At 33.7% G+C, this 23,677-nt stretch carries 16 protein-coding genes; 3 read left to right on the forward strand and 13 right to left on the reverse strand.

Annotated elements, in window-relative coordinates:
* Positions 1-23: 23 nt before the first annotated feature.
* The 3 genes from HHX25_RS05160 to HHX25_RS05170 form a co-directional block, all read right to left on the reverse strand.
* On the reverse strand, positions 24-416 hold the full coding sequence (locus HHX25_RS05160; protein ID WP_169670843.1) for a T9SS type A sorting domain-containing protein: 393 nt from the start codon (positions 414-416) through the stop codon (positions 24-26).
* On the reverse strand, positions 379-741 hold the full coding sequence (locus HHX25_RS05165) for a hypothetical protein (protein ID WP_169670845.1): 363 nt from the start codon (positions 739-741) through the stop codon (positions 379-381). Before HHX25_RS05165 ends, HHX25_RS05160 begins: the two co-directional genes overlap by 38 nt.
* A 150-nt stretch (positions 742-891) precedes the next feature.
* The gene (locus tag HHX25_RS05170) at positions 892-3,111 is read right to left on the reverse strand and encodes a beta-galactosidase (RefSeq protein WP_169670847.1); all 2,220 of its coding nucleotides are present in this window, start codon (positions 3,109-3,111) and stop codon (positions 892-894) included.
* A gap of 257 nt (positions 3,112-3,368) precedes the next feature.
* Here HHX25_RS05170 and HHX25_RS05175 point away from each other — a divergent pair, with 257 nt between their 5' ends.
* Together HHX25_RS05175 and HHX25_RS05180 are read left to right on the forward strand one after the other, a co-directional pair.
* On the forward strand, positions 3,369-5,006 hold the full coding sequence (locus tag HHX25_RS05175) for an alkaline phosphatase D family protein (protein WP_240964249.1): 1,638 nt from the start codon (positions 3,369-3,371) through the stop codon (positions 5,004-5,006).
* A 6-nt stretch (positions 5,007-5,012) separates the two neighbouring features.
* Positions 5,013-7,886 carry an outer membrane protein assembly factor BamB family protein gene (locus tag HHX25_RS05180; protein ID WP_169670849.1) on the forward strand — a complete coding sequence of 958 codons (2,874 nt, stop codon included), beginning with the start codon at positions 5,013-5,015 and terminating at the stop codon, positions 7,884-7,886.
* Positions 7,887-7,903: 17 nt separating this feature from the next.
* Here HHX25_RS05180 and HHX25_RS05185 read toward each other — a convergent pair whose 3' ends face one another.
* The gene (locus tag HHX25_RS05185) at positions 7,904-9,364 is read right to left on the reverse strand and encodes a sulfatase family protein (RefSeq protein ID WP_169670852.1); all 1,461 of its coding nucleotides are present in this window, start codon (positions 9,362-9,364) and stop codon (positions 7,904-7,906) included.
* 383 nt (positions 9,365-9,747) lie between these two features.
* Between HHX25_RS05185 and HHX25_RS05190 the strand changes: the two genes are divergently transcribed.
* Positions 9,748-11,352, forward strand: a complete 1,605-nt coding sequence (locus HHX25_RS05190; protein ID WP_169670854.1) for an arylsulfatase — start codon at positions 9,748-9,750, stop codon at positions 11,350-11,352.
* 93 nt (positions 11,353-11,445) lie between these two features.
* Here HHX25_RS05190 and HHX25_RS05195 read toward each other — a convergent pair whose 3' ends face one another.
* From HHX25_RS05195 to HHX25_RS05235, 9 genes are all read right to left on the reverse strand, one after another.
* Positions 11,446-12,147 (reverse strand): fibronectin type III domain-containing protein, encoded by a 702-nt coding sequence (locus HHX25_RS05195; protein WP_169670856.1) that lies wholly within the window; start codon positions 12,145-12,147, stop codon positions 11,446-11,448.
* Between the two features lie 10 nt (positions 12,148-12,157).
* On the reverse strand, positions 12,158-15,172 hold the full coding sequence (locus HHX25_RS05200) for a beta-galactosidase (RefSeq protein ID WP_169670858.1): 3,015 nt from the start codon (positions 15,170-15,172) through the stop codon (positions 12,158-12,160).
* 414 nt (positions 15,173-15,586) lie between these two features.
* Complete coding sequence (locus HHX25_RS05205) at positions 15,587-16,483, reverse strand: GTP-binding protein (protein ID WP_169670860.1); 897 nt, start codon at positions 16,481-16,483, stop codon at positions 15,587-15,589.
* Positions 16,484-16,501: 18 nt separating this feature from the next.
* A complete protein-coding gene (gene mog, locus HHX25_RS05210) occupies positions 16,502-17,035 on the reverse strand; it encodes a molybdopterin adenylyltransferase (protein WP_169670862.1) in 534 nt (177 codons plus the stop codon).
* A 218-nt stretch (positions 17,036-17,253) separates the two neighbouring features.
* Positions 17,254-17,916 (reverse strand): GTP cyclohydrolase I FolE, encoded by a 663-nt coding sequence (gene folE, locus HHX25_RS05215; RefSeq protein WP_205957992.1) that lies wholly within the window; start codon positions 17,914-17,916, stop codon positions 17,254-17,256.
* Positions 17,909-18,313, reverse strand: coding sequence for a MerC domain-containing protein (locus HHX25_RS05220; RefSeq protein WP_169670864.1), 405 nt, complete (start codon positions 18,311-18,313; stop codon positions 17,909-17,911). Before HHX25_RS05220 ends, folE begins: the two co-directional genes overlap by 8 nt.
* Positions 18,314-18,819: 506 nt before the next feature.
* Positions 18,820-20,454 carry a glycoside hydrolase family 43 protein gene (locus HHX25_RS05225; protein WP_205957993.1) on the reverse strand — a complete coding sequence of 545 codons (1,635 nt, stop codon included), beginning with the start codon at positions 20,452-20,454 and terminating at the stop codon, positions 18,820-18,822.
* Positions 20,455-20,575: 121 nt separating this feature from the next.
* The gene (locus HHX25_RS05230) at positions 20,576-22,087 is read right to left on the reverse strand and encodes a sulfatase (protein ID WP_205957994.1); all 1,512 of its coding nucleotides are present in this window, start codon (positions 22,085-22,087) and stop codon (positions 20,576-20,578) included.
* Between the two features lie 115 nt (positions 22,088-22,202).
* Positions 22,203-23,666, reverse strand: a complete 1,464-nt coding sequence (locus HHX25_RS05235) for a RagB/SusD family nutrient uptake outer membrane protein (protein ID WP_169670866.1) — start codon at positions 23,664-23,666, stop codon at positions 22,203-22,205.
* Positions 23,667-23,677: the final 11 nt, after the last annotated feature.

The following is a 23,677-nucleotide window of genomic DNA, read 5'->3' on the forward strand; positions in this document are numbered from 1 at the left end:
AAAGAAATACGATTTTAATATTCTTAGAAAGCAACTTTAACCGTTGCAACCTTATCATCTTTCGATATTCTAACTAAATATACACCACTAGAAAGATTGGTAGCCGCCACTTTTTGCCCTGTTAAAGCATAAACGCTTTCTAAATTAGCACCTTTCACAGTAATATTCCCGTCATTAGCCAAAACAACTGCTCCTTCAATAACATTAGATTTTGTAGATAATGTAGGATCTGGGCCTACAAAAAACTCGGTATACCTTAATACATCAAATGTACTTGCATCTGCTTCGTTTGAAAAACTAATTGTTAGATCAGACATTGTAGCTCCGTCTGTAAAACCAGGAGTTATTTTTAAATCTTGAATAGTTGTAATCGTATTATCAAGAGCTAAAGTATGCGATTCTACTGCCCCCCCCATTCTGTCTATAAGAAAATATAACTTTAGTAATATCGTTAGCACTAGCAGTTGCATCTATATGCCTAATTTTAAAACTAATGACATCTGTAGATAATAAAGTTCTCGCGTACGCACCTGTATAAGAAGCCACTCCTAGGATGCTACTAGTCTTAGTTTGAATTTTACCATCAGTTGCGCTTGTTTCTGGTTCAAATTGGTTAAAATCAGCACCTGTCCATTCTGCTTTTGCCTCATTAGCAGTACTACCAAAAACGGTAGAAACCACTTGGGCTTGCATTTGTAATACCGCAAAACAAAGGGTAAATAAAAAAGTAATTTTTTTCATAACTTATAAATTTTGATTATTTAATTAATGTCCGATAAAGCTATGATATATCAAGTCTAGAAGTGTTTCAATATGTAAACAATATGTCTCTATTTATAAAATAAAGCATTTAAAATCTGTAGGTTACCTAAAAAAGTCTTGAATGAGGACTTACTTATAAACAATCTCAACAAAAAATACTTCAAGAGGTTTTAATTTAGGGTTAGTGCTTACTTCTATACCATTAATGATATCCTTACATATAAATCTCTTTTTACGTTTCGATAATACAGATATCTCAGCATTTGATTTGCCAATATTTACTACAGACAAAACATCATTTCCGTCTTTATTTTTCACAACTCTCCATACACATCCTTTTTTATCCATAGCACTTTTTTCTTCAACCACTATGCCTGAGGTTAATCCTTTTTCCTCTATCAAGCTTAATGCCTTATCTTTTATATCATTATGTGAATCAATTATTATCAAGTTCTTTTTTTCAGATTTTAAAGTTTTAGCAAATGGAATTCCATATTCGTTGTACTTTAGACTCTCCGAATCTATAATTACCATTCCGCCTCTATCGATATATTTTTGGATTTCACCAAACTCTTCTTGAGTAACAAAAGGTGTTTTATATATTATTAACACATCCCAATTATCATGATCTTGCTTTTGTAAAATACTTTTAGTAGCGAAACCTAAAGGCACTCCTTCAAAATGCATGGATTCATATAAATGATATATATTGTCCATATGTTCTTTTTTATTAATTGCTGATGCTTTAGAATAATATATGCGGATTGGTTTTCTTTGGCGTTGCATGGCCATAATCACATCTGCATTGGCATTTAAATCTATCATTGTAGTGGCTACCTCATTAGTTACTCGTGGTTGTTGACTATTTGAGGCCGCATATCCTTTACCCGTATAGCGTATTGATCCATCCTCCTGTCTGGGCCAAAACCATATCTGACTTGCTGTCATTCCATAAATATGAGCCAACCAAAAGGTGGCTCTGGCATATTGTGGGTCTAGATATAAATTTCTCGAACTTCCTGTAGACAAATAATGTAACTCAGAATTAAAATTAATTTTTTTGGGACTCACAGATTTCATGAAATCAAACCCCATACATAATTCCCGCCACTCAAATGCATAATGTTCTTCCCATTCTTTCGGAGCCCCCCACATTCTTGAATGTGTAGCTCCAGAATCGTTTCCAACTATACCACTTAATTCTGTAAGGGCTTCTAAATCTATACCGTGTACTCTTTGGTTCTCTGTCCAAAGATTAGGCATTATCTTCAGGTGTACTTTTGCCTCTTCATCGTGTTTTAAAATTTCAGATTTTAAAAATTGATACCATGCTGTCACACGATCCATATTAAATACAGACCAATCATACCACATAGGCGTTCCCATATTCTTGGTATCTATCGGAATTTCAATTTTTACGCTTTTAAAATCTGAAAAATCGGTGCTCCATAACTTGTTTAGTTTTTCAATATCTTGATGCTTTTCCTTTAACCAATCTCTAAATTTAGCTTTTGTATATTCTGTTACAGGTCCTGATGCCCAAGCCAATTTATCTCCTGTTTTTTGAGTATAGAAATGCGGTTCATTACATAACATATATCCCAATTCAGAAAACTTTTTGTTTGCTGTATATGGTACTGTTGCTTTGATTAATTTTTTTTGAAAAGCTTTTGCTCCAGGGTTATCAATATCATAAACTGTATATCTATCGGTTGGTAAAACCAGTGAATCTCCATATTCATCAAGAGCCCATTTAGGCACCGATTTATGATTCATAAATACAAAACCTACAGATTTGTCTTCTTTGTTAATTAACTTATTATGAATTTTAGGTATTAAATTTCCGTTTTCTTCAACATATGAGGGGGTCATAAAAAACCCATCTAAATTACCATGATATTCTGTTAGCTTTTTTGTGTTAGGTTTCCAAACATAACCAGCTAAAAAAACAGGTTTACCCTCAAACATCAACTGGTCATCAACTAAAGAAACATCCCCCCAATCAACCATAGGTGCATATTGCCTAAATACTTTTTCATCTATTACTAACTGTAAATGTTTTATCGCTTCTTCCAGCATTATAAAAACATCTTTACGCTCAAATTCTGGAAGGTGTTTTGCCATTTTTAAAGCCTCCTTTTTATATATAGGTGCTTTTTCAAAAAAACTCACATTTTTATCAATATGCTTCTCATCCCAATCTGCATAGGTTAAAAATATTTCTGCAGTTCTTATAGTAGTTTTTTCTTTTAAAACATTAATTCTCTTTTTCTCTGCTACTTTAATTAGTTTTTCAAGAGTTTTGATTTTTTCTTTTGCCTGTTTCCCTAATGACTGAGCGTTAATCATAGTAACTGATAGTAAAAAAACGAAAAGCAGTCTTTTTTTTAATGTTTTAGCTAGCATTATTTTATAGTTAAATTCCATAATTTATAGTGTATTTGATCAAAATAACTATATAGCAAGCAGCTTTATGTATCTTCTAGTTAACTATATGTTTCTCATAGTATATTATATTGATTTAAACCGTTTAAAGCAGAGATTTAATCAACTTTTTTAACTAATATTACGTTAACCATTACAACTAAAATCAAATATTCAGCCTTATGAAACATCTCTCATACTTTTTTATGACTGCCCTAATTTTTTGTACATACTTTAGTTGCAAAAAAGAATCTGATGGTAATAAAGAATTATCACAAATTAAACCTGTTGTTGCTCCATTTAATGGAATTGATACGATTGCAACAAACGATTGGTGGAACAGAAAACCTAATAAGATAATAGATGTAAACGTAGACCGAGAAAACGTGATAGCTTTTGCTTTATATACTGTTCAAGATAAAACGCTAAAATTATCAGCTCAACTTTTTCCGCTTTATCCAAAAGAGACTAGAGAAGTACGATTAGAAATTAAAAACGGTAATGGATGGGAATTAATCCAAAAAAGAAAAGTTAATGATTTGGGTTGGTCAGCTTTATTTAGAGTAGAAAATTGGGATGATTCTAAAAATGTTTCTTATAGGGTTTTGTATGGTGAAAAAGCATCTTTTGAAGGATTGATTAGAAAAGACCCAAAACACAAAGAAGAGATTGTAATGGCAGCTTTATCCTGTAACAGTAATAAGGATAGAGGTGATAGAAATAAATATGTAAAGAATATTAATCATCAGAATCCTGATATTATATTTTTTGCTGGAGATCAATCCTATGATCATTCAGAACATACCGCTGCATGGTTAAAATTTGGAATGCAATTTAGAGAGGTATTTAGGAACAGGCCATGCATCACCATTCCTGATGATCATGACATAGGACAAGGAAATCTTTGGGGAGAGTACGGAAAAAAAGCGTCTAGTATTGCTGGAGATGATGGTGGTTACTTCTACCATCCTGAATATGTAAAAATGGTTGAAAGATGCCAAACCGCTCATTTACCTGACCCTTATGATGCTACACCTATCCAACAAGGCATAGGTGTTTACTATACTAATCTGACATTAGGAGATATTGATTTTTCCATCATAGAAGACAGAAAATTCAAATCTGGCCCAAAAGGAAAAATTCCTCAAATAGGTCCTAGACCTGACCATATTCGAGATCCCAATTACGCCCCTTCTAGTGTGGATTTAGACGGACTTGAATTATTAGGAAAAAGGCAGCTGGATTTTTTAAACCAGTGGGGAACAGAAAATAACGATCATATAAAAGTAGTTTTATCCCAAACTGGATTTTGTGGCGGAGCCCATATTCATGGAAAAAAAGACAATCGCCTTCACGCCGATATGGATTCCAATGGTTGGCCACAAAAAGGACGAAATAGAGCACTTAAAGCCATTAAAAATGCAAATGCTATCCATATTGCTGGAGATCAACATTTAGCGACCTTGATTCAGCATGGTATTGATGAATTTGATGATGGACCCTGGGCATTTGTTGTTCCTGCAATCGTTAATAATTATTACAGCAGATGGTGGTGGCCTGAGGATGAAAAACCAGGCGCAAATTCAAATGGGCGTTTACCATGGAACGGACAATTTTTAGACGGCTTCAATAATAAAATCACCATGCATGCGTATGTGAACCCAGATAATCCATCTAATGGTGCTGGTTATGGATTAATTAGATTTAACAAGAAAGATAGCGAAGTAACTTTTGAATGCTGGCCTAGAGACGTAGATGTTACTACTAAAGAAGCAAAGCAATTTAACGGATTTCCTTATACAATAAAGCTTGACAACTAAGCATTCATGAACAAATCATCGTTAGTAACACTATTTCTCACCTGCTTCATATATTTTTCACAAATATCAAAACTATATAGTTTTGAAAGCCCTGTTAAGAATTTAACCATTATAGATTCGAATGACTCTAATACAAAAAACACTTCTGCTATAAACAATAAAGGTCTATACAGTATTGAAACTGGGTATACTATTCAAAAAGTAAGAACTTGTCAATTTGAAGGAAAAACCAATATAATAGGAGGGTCTTATGAAGGAACAGTAATGGCAATATCATTTGATGGTTCAATACTATGGAAAAACAAACTTTCAGGGTATATGATTCATGATATATGGTGCGCAGACATTACTGGTAATGGTAACGAAGAAGTCTTGGTGGCTAATGCCGATGGCAACATCTACTGTTTGAATCAACATGGCAAAACACTTTGGGAGTACACTAAAAATGAAGCACCAATGTATTCGGTTTGTGTCGTTAAAAAAAATGGTATCCCTTACATTGTAGCAGGTAGTTTAGACCTTAACGTGTATTACCTTTCTGCTACTGGTAAGCTCGTAAAAGAATTAAAATCTGCAAGTTACTCTCAAGAAAAAACATGGGGCACTACCTCTGCAAAAAGTTATATGCATTACTCCAATTTCTTAAGAAATATAAAAAAAGATGCGAACAACGATGTTTTGGTGATGCATGCTAGCAATAATAATATACAAGACAGAGGCGCTATTTACCTATTTGAAGCTTTAGCAGAGCAACCTTACCTTAGAGTTGAAACCAAAAGCAGAGGCCCCATAGGAGAATTAAAGATTTCAGACTATAACAAGGATGGCTTCCCTGAAATCTTACAAGGTGTTTCAAACCATCAAAATAATTGCGGTGTTTCACGTCTAAATTTAAAAGATAACACTACAAACCAATACCATATAAAACGATTAGGTTTTGGATATTCTGTAACTCAACCTGAACTAATTTTAGATGAGGGAGAGCAAAAATACTTGTTTCTAGTGGGTAACCATATTGTACTAGTAAACACAGATTTAAATCCTAAAAGTGAAAAGAAATTAGTTTCAAAATACGCTTACTATGATATGAGGAAAGTGTCAGGAACTAATAAAATTATATTGGCAAGTTGTCAAAGTGGAGGAAGTCAAATACATATCATTGATACTGGCAACCCAAAATGGAAAGAAGAGTATGTAAATCTTAAACCTAAAGGGAAACTCCAAAAAATTATTGAAAATACCGAAAGAATTAGAAAAAAATTAAAGTCTTACAAAGCACCAAAAGAACAGAGGTCTCAATATCCCATATATTTTATGACAGAGAACACCAATTCTGGTAGTGCTAAAACCCTAGCTAATACTATAAGAGCCAATTATGATTCTCCGCTTTTTCTAGGAGGAGGTTTTATGCGACAAGTTGAAAATTGGGATAGATCTGTAATGAAAAATAACGTTTACAAAAAAAGAAGAGATCGGAGAAAAAAATACAGTTTAACGCAACAGCAAGCGCAAGATTTTATAACGAAGTGGTATGATGAAAAACCCGACGGTGACACTGGTATAGCTTATTGGGGAGGACATGGTAACGACCCCTATATGTTTCAGTTAAGCACAACAAAACAAGTGCTAAACAAGGCTAATGGGAAAAAAACGGTGTTGATATATCCAGAGTTAGAAGACCATTCCGATGATTTTGCCTGGGTCATGAAAGATTTATTTCTGCCATTAGCAGAATATGCTAAATCCAGAAATGCTAATATTTATGTGAGAACCAAGCATAATTTTTGGCAAGCCAATGCGTATATGCCTATGTGGAAACCTTTGGCATCAGGTGAGTATTCCAATGTTTTTGTTCCTTCCATGGAAGAAACATCAGACAAGGCCATGGATATTAGTATTGCCAGTAGAGTTGGTATTTGGGCCAGTGGTGCGGTGAACAACTGGGGAACGCGCACCGTACCAGACAACCCAAGTTTTGATAGATCTAGACAATTTAGCCATCAAAGATTACCAAATCACTTTCTAAGACACTTAATATACCATATGGCTAATGGCGCCAGCTATTTAAACAACTTTCCTATAGACCCAGATTATATGAGTTTAGTTTGGGAATTAACCGCCAAAGGCGTATTGTTTGTTCCTAAGCCAAATGAAATTGTAAGTTTTTCGCCTGTGCATCTAAGTATGCTTGAACCAGATAAGGCTTTTCTTGAAGAAGGTAGTAGCTTAAAATGGTCTACACATTATGATGAAGATTTTCTTAATAACAATGCATTTGTTTTTAGCAGACAAAATGCTAATTGGTTAGGAGCAAAAGTTAATAAATGGGACTTTTCAAGCTATACTTCAAAAACCAAAGATAGAAGGCAAAACTATTTACCTAATTACTCTAATGGACTTGTTTTAATAACACCTCCACAATTAGGTTTTGGTGCCGATCTTTCTGCACCAAGAGGGAAGCTACAAGATCACTTACATCCTTTGTATAAAGATATTTTAAAAGAGTATTACTCTGATGGGAGATACTATTATTCAGCAGATGGAACTAAAAAATATGATGCCAGTACTTATTATATGAATATAGAAAAAGACATCGAAGAACGTTCTAAACTAATTCCACTAACCGTCACTGGTAAGGTAGCTTGGGTAGTGTCTCAAATTTCCCCAATCAGATTACGATTGACAGTCATTGATGGAGGTTACTTAAATCAAAATGACAGAGAGGCAATAATATCTTTTAATACCGTCTATCCTTTAAAAATGACTGATATTTTAGATGGTAAATCTTTTGATCTATCTGATAAAAAAAAGATAAAAGTAGACGTACCGTGTGGCACATTTAGGTTTATTGATATTATATTGAAAACACCTTTACAATAATTTTTTTGTCATTAAAATCATAAATTAACTCCAGATCCCTGCAAAGAAGTATCATGATCCCACATAATCAACCAAGGGTCTTTAGTATTAATTTGAAAGGTCTTTAACTTCAATTTTAGAGATTCTAAAATAGCTTTATATTCATTTTGATGGGTTAAATTATTTGTTTCTGAAGGGTCTTTTGATACATTATACAATTCAAATTCTGGTCTTTGCATATAATCTGCTACAGTACGTTTTCCAAAATATTTCTCATCATTTCTATAAATAGCCTGCCACGTTGAAGCTGCCCATAAATCTGAAGCAAAGGGATAATCTAATGGATACGCTATATTCCATATCAATTTATAATCACCGTCAATTATCACACGCATTGGGTAATACATTGTTATTTCATGAAAGGTATGTGATGCATAAATAGTCTGCCATTCACTCGCTTCTTCTTGGTGTAATATTCCTTTGAATGATTTACCATGAAAATCCTTTGTATCATAATCTACATCCGCCATATCTAAAATTGTAGGAGCGAGATCTACCCAAGAAATCCTTGACTGGTTCACGATTCCCTTTTTTGAAGATTTTGGGTCTTTAATTATGCATGGCAATTTAATTCCTGGTTCATAAACAGTAGTCTTAGCTCCTGGAAAAGCCATACCATTATCTGAAATATAGAATATAATGGTGTTGTCCATTTTTCCAGAGCTCTTTAAATGGCTCATTAACTTCCCAAAACCTTGATCTATTCTAGATACACTTTGATAATACTGTGCAATTTCTTCTCTCGTTTGTTTCGTATCTGGTAAAAATTCTGGCACTAAAACATCATCAGGAGCATATATAACCTGATTAACATCATCATAACCTTGAGCTTTATTTCCAAAGGAATTTGGCGTATCCCAAGGTTCTGGACTAAAAGGTTGACCACGATGAGGATCATCTGTACAGAAGTATAGAAAGAATGGTTTATCTGAATTTAAAATACCCGAGCTGACATTAGCCATTTCAACCGTATTTCTTGGGTTAGCCTTTAAAACCTCATCAAATTTATAAACACTTTCTGGTGCTACATGATACTTACCAATTCTTGCTGTCACATAACCAGCTTCTGAAAGTCTGTTTGAAAGCGATTTTACTTCATTATAAGTACTAAAATGATGGTAATCATGTACATGACCATAAGAGCCTGTGGCATGGCCATAGAGTCCTGAAAGGATTACAGATCTACTGGCTGCACAACTTGCGCTGGTACAATACGCATTGGTAAATCTAACACCGTTCGAAGCTAATTTGTCTAAATTGGGTGTTTTAATTATGGGATTCCCATACGAACCCAAAGCATCTGTACCATGGTCGTCTGCTACAAATAATATGATATTGGGTGGAATTGAAGTATCTTGTACAATAACAACGCTATTACTTTTATTTACATCTGAACAGCTAAGAAACAAGAGAAAAAAAAACGAAATATATTTTACCATGCTTAGTTGATTATCAAATCTGAAACTTTATTTTTAATATTGACATTATATTTAATACACTTAGATATAAACGATTTATCTAAAATATAAGGATTTTAGATCACCAAATTATCAAAACAAAATCTCTCCATTGTCTGTGCTAATAAATAATAAGTCTCTTAAAGTAATTTAGATTTTATTAAACCATCCTATCACTTTAATAAATGTTAAATTTATAAAAACAGGAGCTACTTTATTAAATTTTAATTGTTTACTAAAAACTAGAAGTAATCTAGTGAAACCAGGTAGGTATAATTGAAAATGATTCCTATAGGGTGTTATCCTTAATTATTACTGTTTTTTAAGTAGAAAGTTGTAAACTTTTAAACCTATACAAGAAAACCATGAAAAGATTATTACTGATTTTAGTTTTAATATTTGTATCAAGCAACCACATAATTTCTCAATCTATATCAAAAAAGAGAAAGCTACCAAATATTATCTACATACTTGCTGACGACATGAGCTATTTTGATTTAAGTGGCCTTGGTCAAAAGCATTTTGACACACCTAATTTAGACAGCCTTATGAATCAAGGTATGTTTTTTAGTCAAGCTTATTCTGGCTCATCAGAATGTGCTCCATCTCGAGCAAGTCTTCTCACGGGTATGCACATGGGACACTGCCGTATAAGGAGGAACGAATCTTATCGTGGTCAAGAATATCTTGAAAAAGATGATATAACCATAGCAGAAATGTTAAAAAAAGCAGGATACACGACTGGCATGTTTGGTAAATGGGGGATTGGCTTACCAGGAACTCCAGGAACTCCCGACAAACAAGGATTCGATTATTCATTTGGTTATTATGACCAAACAAGAGCTCATGGATATTTCCCAAATTACTTAATGGAGAATGGAAATGTTGTTCCACTAACACAGAATTATGGATTTGATATGACCAACACATATGCTCATCGGTTTTATAATGGGCAAGGTGAAAAAGGCATCCATATATATGATAAATACGGTAAACTTAAACCCAAAAGAGACAATAATAAAACGCTGCCAAACGCGACCTACTCTCAAGATCTTATTCAAGAGAAAGTGCTATCTTTTATTCAAGAGAACAAATCAAAACCGTTCTTTCTTTATTACCCAACACAGCTACCCCATGGTCCACTAATTATTCCGGACATTTCAAAATTCAAAGATAAAAACTGGAGTATACAGCAAAAAGAATGGGCAGCAATGGTAGAACTTCTAGACAAACACGTTGGACAGATAGTCAAATATTTAGAAGAAAACAACATAAGAGATAATACATTAATTATGTTTAGTACAGACAATGGCTATTCTCAACATGGGTACACAGGAAGAGCCCAATACACTGATGATAAATTATTTAAGCACAAAGGGCCTTGGGACAGAGGTAAATCTACAGCTTCCGATGGAGGTTCTAGAATACAGTTTTTTGCTAATTGGCCAGATGAGATAGAACCTGGAACTAAAAGCAATGAAATAATAGCATTATATGATATTTTTGCTACTTATTGTGACATTGCCAATATCAGGCCTCCAAAAACTGATGGAAAAAGTTTTTTACCTATTCTTAAAGGAAAGAATAGAACCATCCACAAATACCTTTATTGGGAAAATGGATCTTCGTCCCGAGAAATGCAATCTACAAGAATAGGTGATATTTTTGCCTATAGAGAAGGTTATGATAAACCTGTTAAAATTTATGATCTATCAAAAGATATCGGCTGTTCTATAAATATTGCTCATTTTAAACCTGAAATGGTAAAAAAGGCTCTCAAAATATTCAAAAAAGAACATGTGGCTTCAAAATGGTATCGCAATCCCGAAGATTCTGAGGAGGACATTTTAAAAAAGATAAAAAAGGCAAAAGATAGTGAGGTAATACTTGTATCTATAAAAGCAAATAAGATTAAACCTCAAACTAGGCAAGAACTCTATGAATCGTTAAAAAAACTTAACAAAAGATAATCTGCAATATTTACTGCTTTGTTAATTAAAATAGGTGCTTAAAAAAGCACCTATCTTACTGCAACTACTAAATAATTAACAAAATACTACTAATCAATCGGTATTAAAACTCCATATTTGTCCTATGGATTCACCTCCTTTTCCATCTTTTGCGACAACTTTCCAATAATATGTAGTTGACGCACTTAGGGAAACATTTTTTTTGTTATCAGATTGATTATCTCCCACTTTAGAAACTGGTGGATTTGCAGTGTCGAAATACACGTCAAATGTTAAATCATCATCATCTACATCTGTTGCTTTCCACTCTAAATCTATTGAAGCCACTGATACACCAGACCCTTTCGCTGGCGCTACCAATACTGGCGAAAAAGGCAAGTGATTCTCCTCTGCATCACCTTCTGTATAAAATTGATAAACCTCTGAGTAATCACTTTTAAAGTTTTTACTATCTCTAGCCAATACACGCCAAAAATAAGCTCTGCCCCTTTCAAGCGTTACGGATTTTATTGTTTCCTCTTTAAGCGTAAATGTCTCTGCATCTGAAAAATCATTCTTTGTGGCTATCTCTAGTACATAAAATACAACATCTCCATTTGGATCGGTAGATGCACCCCACTCAAATTCAATGGTATTATCTATGCACAGTAAGTTATTGGTTGGGTAAGTTAACGTTGTTACCTTTCCTGGTGCCTGATCGTCTTGTGATGCATCATCTCCTCCTCCGCTACATGAAAATATAAGTGCTACGGTAAATATTAATGCTACGGTTTTTATTATGCTTATCTTTTTCATCTTTGTCAATTTATTTTTTTACAATTTTTACATTAACAGGTCTATCCAGTAGTAATTCTGCAAAGTAAATACCATCTGGTTTGTCTTCTAAATTTATTTGTACCTTTCCTGAAACTACAGGATATACCTGAGACGAAATAATCTGGGATTGCAACCCATAAATATTTATTGAAACACTTTCTACCAATACGGGTATATCTAACTCGATAACTCCTGTTGTTGGATTAGGGTATGCTTTTATATTATCTAGAAAGTCTACACGTTTTAGCATAAGCCCCTCGCATTCTACGTCTGTTTTTATTTGTACTTCGTCACCTTGGCTTACCTGCACACTAAATGATGTTGCACTGGTTTGGTAAGCAACCGCATCGTTTATTAAAACTGTGTAAGGTGCCGTACCTTCCTCTACTTCAACAGACATGGTTCCAGACTTATTATCAACTTTTGAAGTACCCGATACAGATGTAGCGGCTTTTATCTCTAAATTATAACATTTAATAACTGCAGACCCTTCTACCTTGATGCATAATTCGTATGTCCCTGGTTGTATCCCTTCTAGAGCAATATCTTTTGTAAAACTTGTATCTGTGCCATCAAAGGTTACTACGTAATCCTGCTCTATATCTGCAACTATATTTATCTTACCATTATCTTGATCTGGACAGGTTTCACCTGCTGTGGTAATAGTAAATCGATTGTCCTCTACCGTGCGCTCTCTTACTGAAAACAAGTAGACCACTTCTGGTTGCATGGTGAAATTATCATCCAATTTCTCCCCTGTTAATAAGTTAGTACAGATCAAAGTATTACTATTTCCTTTTAAACCTAATTCTAATGTAGCTTCTGTTTTTCCTATGTTAATAATATTTATAATGTTTTCGCCTTCATTACTAACATAACTTCTCCATACACACCCTTTTTTGCCAATATCATTGGTTTCTGCCAATGTAAAAATTGGTGAATGTCCCTTATCATTTACTAAGTTTAATGTTTTTGTTGTAAAATCTTCCGTTGACGATGCAGAGAGTAAAACACCTCCATTGTTTGTATTTAGGGTCTTAGTCAAACTCCTTCCGTATTCGTCCTTTTTTAAACTTATGGCATCTATAATTACTGTACCTCCATTATCCAAATACAATTGTAATGCATCGAGTTCTGTTTCGGTAACATATTCTGTTTGGAATACAGCAATCACATCCCAATTTGAATTTGGTTGTTTTTTAATAATGTTCTCTGTAGCAAATCCTATAGATTGTCCTTCAAAATATAAGGACTCATAAAGTTCGAACAAACCACTCATATGATCGGACTTATTTATAGCCGAGGTTTCTGAGTAAAATAAGCGAATGTGTTGTTTTATATGTTGTAAGGCTGATATATGCTCTGAATTTGCATTGAGATCCATAAATGTTGAATGCAATTCAAAGACGGCTCTTGGTTGCTGAACTATAGAACCTGCCACTTCAAATTCATTGCTATTATACCCACCATCTGTGGTTCTTGGCCAGTACCATGTTTTAGCTGAATTCATACCTTGAAGTATAGCATGCCAATTTACAGAGCGCACATATGACGGGTCTAAAAACAGGTCTGTAAAACCTCCTGACTGTATAAAATGACTTTCAGAGTTATAATTAACTTTGTTAGGGGATACGGATCTAAAGAAGTCATAAGACATTGCAAAATCACTCCATGAATAATGATAACGATCTTGCCAAGGCTTTGGCGCTCCCCATCTTAATGAATTTTTGGCACCAGCATCATTACCAATATTTACAGTCATATCTGTCAATGCCTCAAAATCTAAACCATTGTGTCTACCATTTCCAGACCACATACCAGGTATTAGCTTAATATGTGTTTTTGCATCTGGGTCATGTTTTAATACTTCATTATTAAAAAATTTGAACCAACTTGTAACTCTATCTTGGTTAAATTTCATGATATCGTACCAGATGGGCTTTCCTCTTTCGCTGGTTGGCATTGGAAAATCATCTATTTCTACAGCATCAAAACTTGCGAAGTTTTTGCCCCATAATGTATTTAGGTTAGCAATATCTGTATGTTTATTTTCTAACCAATTCCTCAAACTATCTTTAGCATGTTCTGAAAATTCAACCACTTGCCAAGTACCAGATAAATTCCAATGTGGCTCGTTAGTTAACATATAACCTTGCTTGGTGTAATTTTTACCTTTTGTAAGAGGCACAATGCCCGCGCAAAGTTTTCCTACAACTTCTCTTGCTCCTGGATGGCTTATATCATAAGCAGTATAATATGCACGTCCTGTTTCTATCTCTGGATATTTTTGAAGCAACCAATCTGGCGTTCTTCTATGACCAAAAAAGAAAGTTCCAAAATTACCGCTTGGCTTGGTTGTTAGTTCGTTTCTTAACCATGGTACAATGGTTCCGTCTTCTTTTGAGACATGTCTAGGGTCTACGTAATCTCCTCCGTAAGATCCAAAAAAATCTGTAAGTTTATGTGGTCCTGCTGTCCCTTGCTTTCCACTATAATCAGCCAGATAAATAGGTTTACCATCAAATATCATTTGATTTCCATTATAAGATATTTGTGACCAATCGATATTAGGAATAGGGTTTCTGACTATATCTCCATTAATAATACCAGTTAACGTAGCAATCGATTCATCTAAAACTGTGATTACTGCACTTCTCTCATAAGTTGCTAAATTCTCGGCTAACTTTTCTGGAGTCGTTTCATGAAAGTTATGTAAACCATCAAACATTGATACTAATGAAGATTTGTTATCTTCATCCCATTTGGCATAAAAGAGGAATACCTCTGCTAAACTTATTGCCATTTTTTCCTTAGTAGCATCAAACCCTTCATTCTCTGCTTGGGTTATTAGTTCTTGTAAGGTTGCCATCTTTTCCATGGCTTGTTCTTCGGTACCTGTAAAATCTTCTATGTCAATTTTTGGTATCCTAACTTGGCCCATACTTAATTGGCTTGCCAAAAAAAGCAATAAAATTCCAAGTATTAGCGTAATTCTTTTTCTCATAAAATTCTTTTTTCTATAATTAACGCTTCAATTTATAAGCTGATATTTGTCTATATATTATTAAAAAGCATGTTAATTTTTGTTCTAAAATTCCGATAAACAAATCTTAATATTCATTTTAAATTAAAAATTGAAGCTTAAAGTTTGATGGCAAGTAAATGATTATTAAAAAAAAAGGTGTTTTGTTTTGTAAATTTTAAGTCTCTATTTGTAAATACTCGTTAACTACAAGCAGTGCAAATACTATTTGTAATAGCTACAAAATCGATAATACGACTTAATAAAGATTAGCACATTGGAGTTCTTCCTTATTAAAATAAATTCGTTGTCTTTAATTTAGCTTCAGTGGTTTAAACCAAAGCTCATTTTTTCTAAAAATGCGGAAAAAGCACAAGAATCTACTTCTTGATTTCCTTATACTAAACTTACTTTTATAGCCTTTTTAAGTATAAAAGGTGTACTTCCTGGACCAATGGTTAAAAGTTTTGCACCAGTTACAGGAATACCATTGAATGGCCTAATATGTATTTCTCCATCAGGCTTTCGTTCAAAATAAGTATAATTTTCATCGTGCCCAATTTTGGTACAACCTTTAACTCGAAGTATACTTTTTGGTAGCGAAGCACAAATTTTATAAATACTGTCTCTATGAGGTAGATTGGGTAAATCTGTTGAACAAGAAGCCCAATGTGCTTTTAAATGTTCGAATTCTTTAGCGGTATTGGTAGATGGTAAAAGCTTAGGAAGCAGCTCTACTTCGATGTCATCTATTTCAATGATTTTAGATGTTGGATTGAGTACTTTAAGTTCTTGAATAACTTTAGATTTCCTATCTAATGGTATATTTTCTAGATGCGTTAAAACAATAAGTGATGATACTTGAATTTGATTAGATTCAAGTTCGTTATGCTTTCCACGTTGTTGCCAATTTTTTACATCAACTACAGATATTTGAATAGGAGGAAGAAACCTATCGTTAAGACCAACACCAAGAAATTCAATAAGTGAGCACGCATCAAAGGTACCATTGGCTTCAATAAGGGTGATGCCTTTTTTTCGTTCAGGAATTCTATTCACTATATTTCTAAGCTCCATAATGCCACTACAACAAATACAACTACCACTTAAGGCCTTAATAGTCTTTTGCTCAATTTGTTTGGTAAACTGTTGCGTATCCATATTGGCATTTTCATAATCATTGAGAATAATAAATGGATGCCAACCTTTATCACTAAAATCATCAATTAAGTACTTTAAAAGTGTCGTTTTTCCAGCTCCTAAAAAACCTACAATGGTAATGATTGCTTCCATAATTTTGGTTTGGGTCTTTTATTTTTTCTTTGGTCTAAATGGCTTTATGACGTTTTCATCGCATTTTAGAAATGGCCCATCCATAAGGTCAATGCAATAAGGAACAGCAGGAAAAACAGCATCTAAACATTCTCTAATTGACTTTGGTTTTCCTGGTAAATTGATAATTAGACTACTTCCTCTTAGTCCAGCGGTTTGTCTAGATAGAATAGCCGTAGGTACGTACTTTAAAGATTCAACTCTCATAAGCTCACCAAACCCTGGTATCATGCGATCGCATACAGCTTCGGTAGCCTCTGGTGTCACACCTCTTTTTGCAGGTCCAGTGCCTCCTGTTGTAACTATCAAGCAACATTTTTCATTATCGGCCATATTGATAATCGCCTTTTCAATAATGTCTTGTTCATCAGGAACTATTTTATAAACATCGTCCCAATCTGAAATCAAATAATCGTTTAACGTATTTATGATGGCTTTTCCGCTTACATCTTCGTAAACCCCGGCACTTGCTCTATCGCTTACGGTAATGATTCCTATTTTTATTGTTGACATAATTATTTGTCTTTACTTTTATTTTAGTTTATTGTTTTCCTTACCTGAGCATTCAAGTTTAAACGATATAGCTCCTTCTTTAAAAGCATAAAGTTTATCTAAAAATACATTGGTGAATACTTCACATTCTAACCTAGTTTCTTTAAGTGAACCAATTTTAACAACGCCTTCTCCTCAAGTAATTTGGGCATCTATTACCTGTTTTTTTGTTATCATTATTATAGTGTTTGATTATTAATAACATTTAAAAATTCATCACGATATACTTTGTTTTCAAAGCAACCTCCATATTCTACAGTGGTAGTAAAGCTATCTTTGTCTTTTATACCTCTTGAAGACACACATAAGTGTTTTGCTGAAATCATGACCATCACATCTTTAGTTTCTAAAACATTTTGAAGGTCTCTTAAGATTTGTAATGATAAGCGTTCCTGAACTTGAGGACGATGCGCATAATAATCTACCAACCTGTTTATTTTTGAAAGTCCCACAACTTTGTCTTTAGGTAAATAAGCAATGTGAGCATGACCAGTTATTGGTAAAAAATGATGTTCGCAAGCAGAGTCTATGGTTATATTTTGTTCCACCAACATCTTATTATAACCATATTTGTTTTCAAAAGTTGATAGTTTGGGTTTATTTTTAGGATCTAAGCCATAGAATAATTCCTTAACATACATTTTGGCTACTCTATAAGGTGTGCCTGATAAACTATCATCTGTTAAATCAAGGCCCAACTCTTTCATTATTATTTCAAAATGATGTTCAATATTTTTAATTTTTTCATTATCAGATTTATCAAAAGCGTCTAAGCGTAAAGGCGTTTCAACACTCGAAGCCATATGATTATTGCCTATTATTTCTATGTGTTCTTTATCCATGATTTATACAACAATTTTCTGTTTTACATTGACAATACTTCAAGTTGTACAAATGCAGAGCTACTAATGCTAGTGCAGGTGTATATGTAAGACCCTCTGGTACGTGATAAATGCCTAACATTTCATTTAAAATAACTAGAAATAAAGCACTCCAGCTCAACCACAATAAAGGTTTCATAAAGTTTTTAGAGGTGGTTTTGGTAGATCTATATACTGCAAAGAAAGAAATGAATAAGAAAAAATAATCTAAACTTTTCCACCAAGTAGGAGTTGTAGAGCAACCATGTTCGGCACAAGTATGTGCTATAAATAGTAATGGGGTGGCTATACAATGTACCATACATAAAGTACTTGCTATTGCTCCTAAGGTATCGGGTTTTTTAGTAATTAATCTCATTAAATGCTTTTTAACGCAACTTAGTTGCAAATATAAATATAACATTTGTTATTGCAACAAAGTTGTAATAAATTTGTTCTATGGGTATTATTAGGAAAATACAAGCTGTTGAAGCATTACTTTCTGAACTTGTGGAGAAGTTGAACACTTACCCATAAACACCTCTTTATCACCTATTAATGGCTATAAAGTTGAATCTATAAATTTACTACTGGTGGGTGAGTGTTACAAGTGCTCATGATTATTACGCTCAAGATCAAACCGTATCTTTACCTAATTAGAAAATGAGTGTTTTTTTCTAAAAGCAAAATGTACAAATCGTGTTTTAAAAAACTATTGTTTGACATCAAACAAAATGACATGAATAAATATTAAAAAAACTGACAATCAAATAATTATCGAAATTTTTATTTTACCTGATTTAGACGGGGTGACAGAACTAAATCTATAGCCCGTCATCTAATATTATTAGTGATAATTACATAATAATCATTTTGATTGTTCTCTTATTTGTACACAAACCAATCAAAATAAGCTTTATTTTTTGACAGTTTATTTGAGCTAGTTGCATACATTCCAATATATAAACCATTAAACCTTACTCCTATTTCATCAGCTAGGTTTGAAAGGTCTTGGGATTCTCCTACCTGCTCAAATTTCAAACCATCTTCACTAAAACTAAATGTAGCTAGGTTAGGTTTATACGCTTCTATTTTAAGGATAACACGTGTACTTTTAAATTTTATTTTAGCAATAGTCTTTTTTCCTTCAATTGTATTTTTTATTAATACTATGGAATCTTTTTGCTTTAAAAACTGGAAGTTAGAATTTGCATTTCTGTACAACACAATTCCAGCTTTTTCATGTTTATTTTTGGGCTTAAACTTCATTGTTGTTTTTGCAATAAATTCATGATTAGTAACACGTTTAGCTATGAAACTTGGATTAGATAAACGCTCTATTTTTTTGGGTCGAACATCTAAAACTAATTCGTCTTCCTTGAAACTATACCATTTATATTGGGGCGTTCTTAAAAAGTTCCATTCAGAATTTAACTCATTAGATTGAAAATTATCAATAGTGTTATTTAATTTATTCGGAGACCATGGTAAATCAGGGCACATATTTTTACTTTCTAAAATGCCGATTTCTGGATTGAATAAAGGGGTTTGCTCTTGAAAAGTAACTGATACCAAATAAGTTTCTCTTGCTAAAATAGAATACCCATCAACTCTATGTTTAGCATGTAACACCGCCCACCAATCTCCTTTTTGAGTTTGCACCAAATCTGTATGACCTACAGCCCAAAGAGGGTAGTTTTTTCCTAAATGTCGATGTGTAAACACAGGGTTTGCTTGATCTGCTATGTATGGCCCCCATAAATTATCGCTATGAAAAACTGTAGTAGCATGATTATGTGAAGATCCTCCTTCTGCAACCATAAGCAAATATTTACCATTGATTTTGTATAAGTGTGGTGCCTCTGTCCAACGTGCATTTATAGCGTGACCATAGGTTAGTGTTTTTCTTTCTCCAATAAGTTTCCCTTTTTCCAAATCAATTTCTTGCATCCAAATGAATGATTCTCCAATCCATCTTCTGGTATTCTCACTTACGTTTTCATTTCCTATGTAATAACATTGTCCATCATCATCCCAAAAAAGAGAAGGGTCTATCCCAGGTGCTTCTTCTAACCAAATTGGATGAGACCAAGGTCCTGTTGGAGATTTAGAGGTGATATAAAAATTACCACCACATTCTACACAAGTAGAAATAATATAGAAAATTCCTGAATGATATCGAATTGTTGGGGCATAAATACCTCGAGAATTATTGACGTTAGAATGAATATTTATCTGGGTTTTATTTGTGAGACCATGACCAATTAGTTTCCAATTTACCAAATCTTTACTATGGTGAATTGGAATGGCTGGAAACCACTCAAAAGAAGAATTTACCATATAGTAGTCATCTCCAACTCTGCAAATACTGGGGTCTGGATAAAACCCTGATAATATTGGGTTTTGATAGTATTTGGGGACACTTTGAGAATAGCTATCATTGCAAAATAATCCAAATACACTTATTATAAGAAGGAAAATACCCTGTAAACATTTCATATAATTATCCGCTAATTTCATGATTGTTCTTGGCTAAGTATTTTAAGGTAAGGGTAGCCAAAACTCCTATAATGACTACCCTTTCCTGTTAAACTAAAATTAAACTAACTACTTAAATGGTTATATAAACTTCTCAAAGAGCTTATTTTACACTATTTTCTTTTGGTGATTTTGTTTTCATTCTCTTATTGAAAGTCTCCAATTTTTGTTTCAACTCTTCTAGTTTCATAGGATATTGATTAATTAGATTATTACTTTCAGAAATATCTTCCTTTACATTATAAAGTTCACAGGTATTCGTTTCAAAAAAATAAATGAGTTTCCAATCTCCTTTTTTTATGGCCTGACCTGGTGTCCAACCACTAGAATGGTAATGAGGATAATCCCAAAACAGCGCATCATGTATATCAAAATCTTCGTCCCCCATGATAACATTTAAATTTAAACCGTCTATATGCAAATCTGGGCGTTGTGGTAGCTCTAAAACATCCAAAATTGTCGGGAATAAGTCCATACTTATCACATCACTTTCTATTTTTTTCATCTCTGTTTTTCCTGGTTTTTTAATAATTAGCGGGACTTTTATACCTCCTTCATATACCCAACCTTTTCCTGCCCTTAAAGGACGTACACTCGTTGGGGGATTATAATTTTTCTCCGTAGTTGTTAATCCTCCATTATCAGATGTAAATACAATTAACGTATTATCCATTAAATCTAAATCTTCCAACTTTTTAATAAGTTTTCCAACATTAACATCTAAAGCATATATCATTGAAGCATACTCTGCATTATATTGATTCATAATGGTTTTACTAGGCCCTTCTTTTTGTTTGATGATAAGCGTGTCCTTTAAGTTTTTTCTTTTGTCCTCAAACTTTTTAAGATATTTTTTATTGGCTTCTATAGGTGTGTGAACAGTATAATATGCCAAATAGACTAAAAATGGGTTATCCTTATTAGTATCTATAAAAGACATTGCTTCAATGGTTAATCTATCTGTAAGATATTCTCCTTCAGGACCATCAGTTAGTTTTGGGTTATTATATGGTGAATAATAACCCCCTGAGGGATGCCCCATGTGATGACCTCCTTTATTAATATCAAAACCTTGATCTTCTGGAAAAAAGCCAACATCACCCAAATGCCATTTCCCTGCAAAAAAGGTTTTATATTCTGCTTCTTTTAATACTTCTGCAAATGTTACTTCTTCTAAAGGTAATTGGTTTAGGTCTTGCGGACCTAATAAAGGTTTATCCTTAGGATCATGACCAGGAAGCCAATCTGTAATACCAACTCGCGAAGGATATTTACCTGTCATAATAGCAGCTCGTGTTGGCGAACACACTGGATTTGGAGTATATGCATTTACAAAAACGGCACTTTTTGATGCTAATTTATCTATATTCGGTGTTTCATAAAATGTACTGCCATAGCAACCCAAATCTTTCCACCCTAAATCATCTACCAAAATGAAAACGACATTTGTTTTTCCTTGAGATGGAATAACATGAGTCTCTTTTTCCTTTTCTTTATGTTTACATCCCCATATGAAGAGGCATAAAAATATAATACTTCGTGTTGTCCTATTCATTTTATCTAGATTTTGATGAATTGCAAATGCATTCGTGATATCATTTAAGTGTGCTTCCATGCACGGTTATGTGAAAATCATTACGTGAATAGAATATTGGAGCATAATTTTCAATACTCCAATATTCTTTCTCACTTGATTGGATGTAGTTTTATTTTAAGTACTACCATTTATACTAATATCCTGGGTTCTGTTCCAAATTTGGGTTGTTGTCAACCTGAGCTTGTGAAAAAGGATAAAGCACATGAAAAGCCTGAGCTGGTTTCCCTCTTGCAATTGCTCTTTCTATAAACTTTCCATGACGTATCAAATCTTGTCTTCGCAAACTTTCAGTAAAGAATTCTCTACCCCGTTCAGCAAGTATAAAATCACGCAAAGCCTCTTTGTCTGCAAAATCGGTTAAAAGAACCTCATTGGCCTGAGCACGATTACGAATCTCATTAATTAAATCAATACTTTCTTGGGTCGGTCCATCCAGCTCATTCAATGCCTCAGCCCTAGAGAGTATAATATCAGCCAATCGAACAAAAGGAACATCATTCCCATTCCAAAGACCTGCTGCATTGGGGTCTGGTACATATTTAAAACTCCTAACGTCATCTAGGGCATTACCATTGGTGTCTCTATCTAAAGGAGTTAGTACTCCTGTAGTAGTTGGTGTATACTCACGTATAAAACTATTTCTTCTAACATCATTTAAATCAAAAGTCTCATAAAATGCTGTATAAGTTCGTGCTTGTGCTCCAAAATTTGCCCAATTACTCTGAATCGGATAATTAGGAGGAAAGGCCAACGGCATATACGGATGCTGTTGATTTGACCCAACCAAATTTTCGAAACGGTATATGTACTCATTATTACCTTCTCCTGCAACCGAGAAAAGATTTACAAAATCATCATAAAGTTCATAGCCTCCTCCTTGAATCACTAATTGCGCATTAGTTGCAGCTTCAGTCCATTGTTTATTGTTTAAGTAGAATTTCGTTAATACAGCAAGCGCACTTCCTCGATTTGCTCTACTTGAAACGCCTCCAAATTCCAAATTTTCGGCGGCAAACATTAAGTCTCCTTGTACATAAGTACGATATTGCTCTTCAGTTGCCTTTGGTGTTTCTTTACCAATGGCTTCAATTTCATCTAAGCTAGCTCCCTCTGGCACTTCAATAATTGGTGTTGGGCCAAAAAAATCATGAAGTATGTAATATGATGTTCCCCTTATAAATCTGGCTTCGGCTTCTATTTGACGTGTTGTTGCATCATCGAGATTATCAAGCCCTTTTATAACCGAAAGAACATTATTAGAAGCAGCGATAGCTTCATAAAATTTCACATACTGCCATTCGAAATAAGGTTGATTGGGATCCCAAGTGAATTCTATCAAAGGGAATAATACCCTGTTGATACCTCCACCAGTCTCCCATGTAATATCTGTGTTTACTTCTTGTAACCAGAAATAATCATTACCTGGAAAATTAGTAAGTACAAATTTGCTATATGCTCCTGTTAAGAGTGCATCTACCCCCTCTTTATTTGTTAAGAAAACAGAAGGATCATTTTCTGTAAAAACCTCTTCTTCCAGAAAGTCTTCACAATTAAAAAACAGAAAAATTGTTAGTGTTATTATTATATATTTTTTCATTGCTATTTCTT

This window comes from Flavivirga algicola (assembly GCF_012910715.1).
GTDB lineage: Bacteria > Bacteroidota > Bacteroidia > Flavobacteriales > Flavobacteriaceae > Flavivirga > Flavivirga algicola.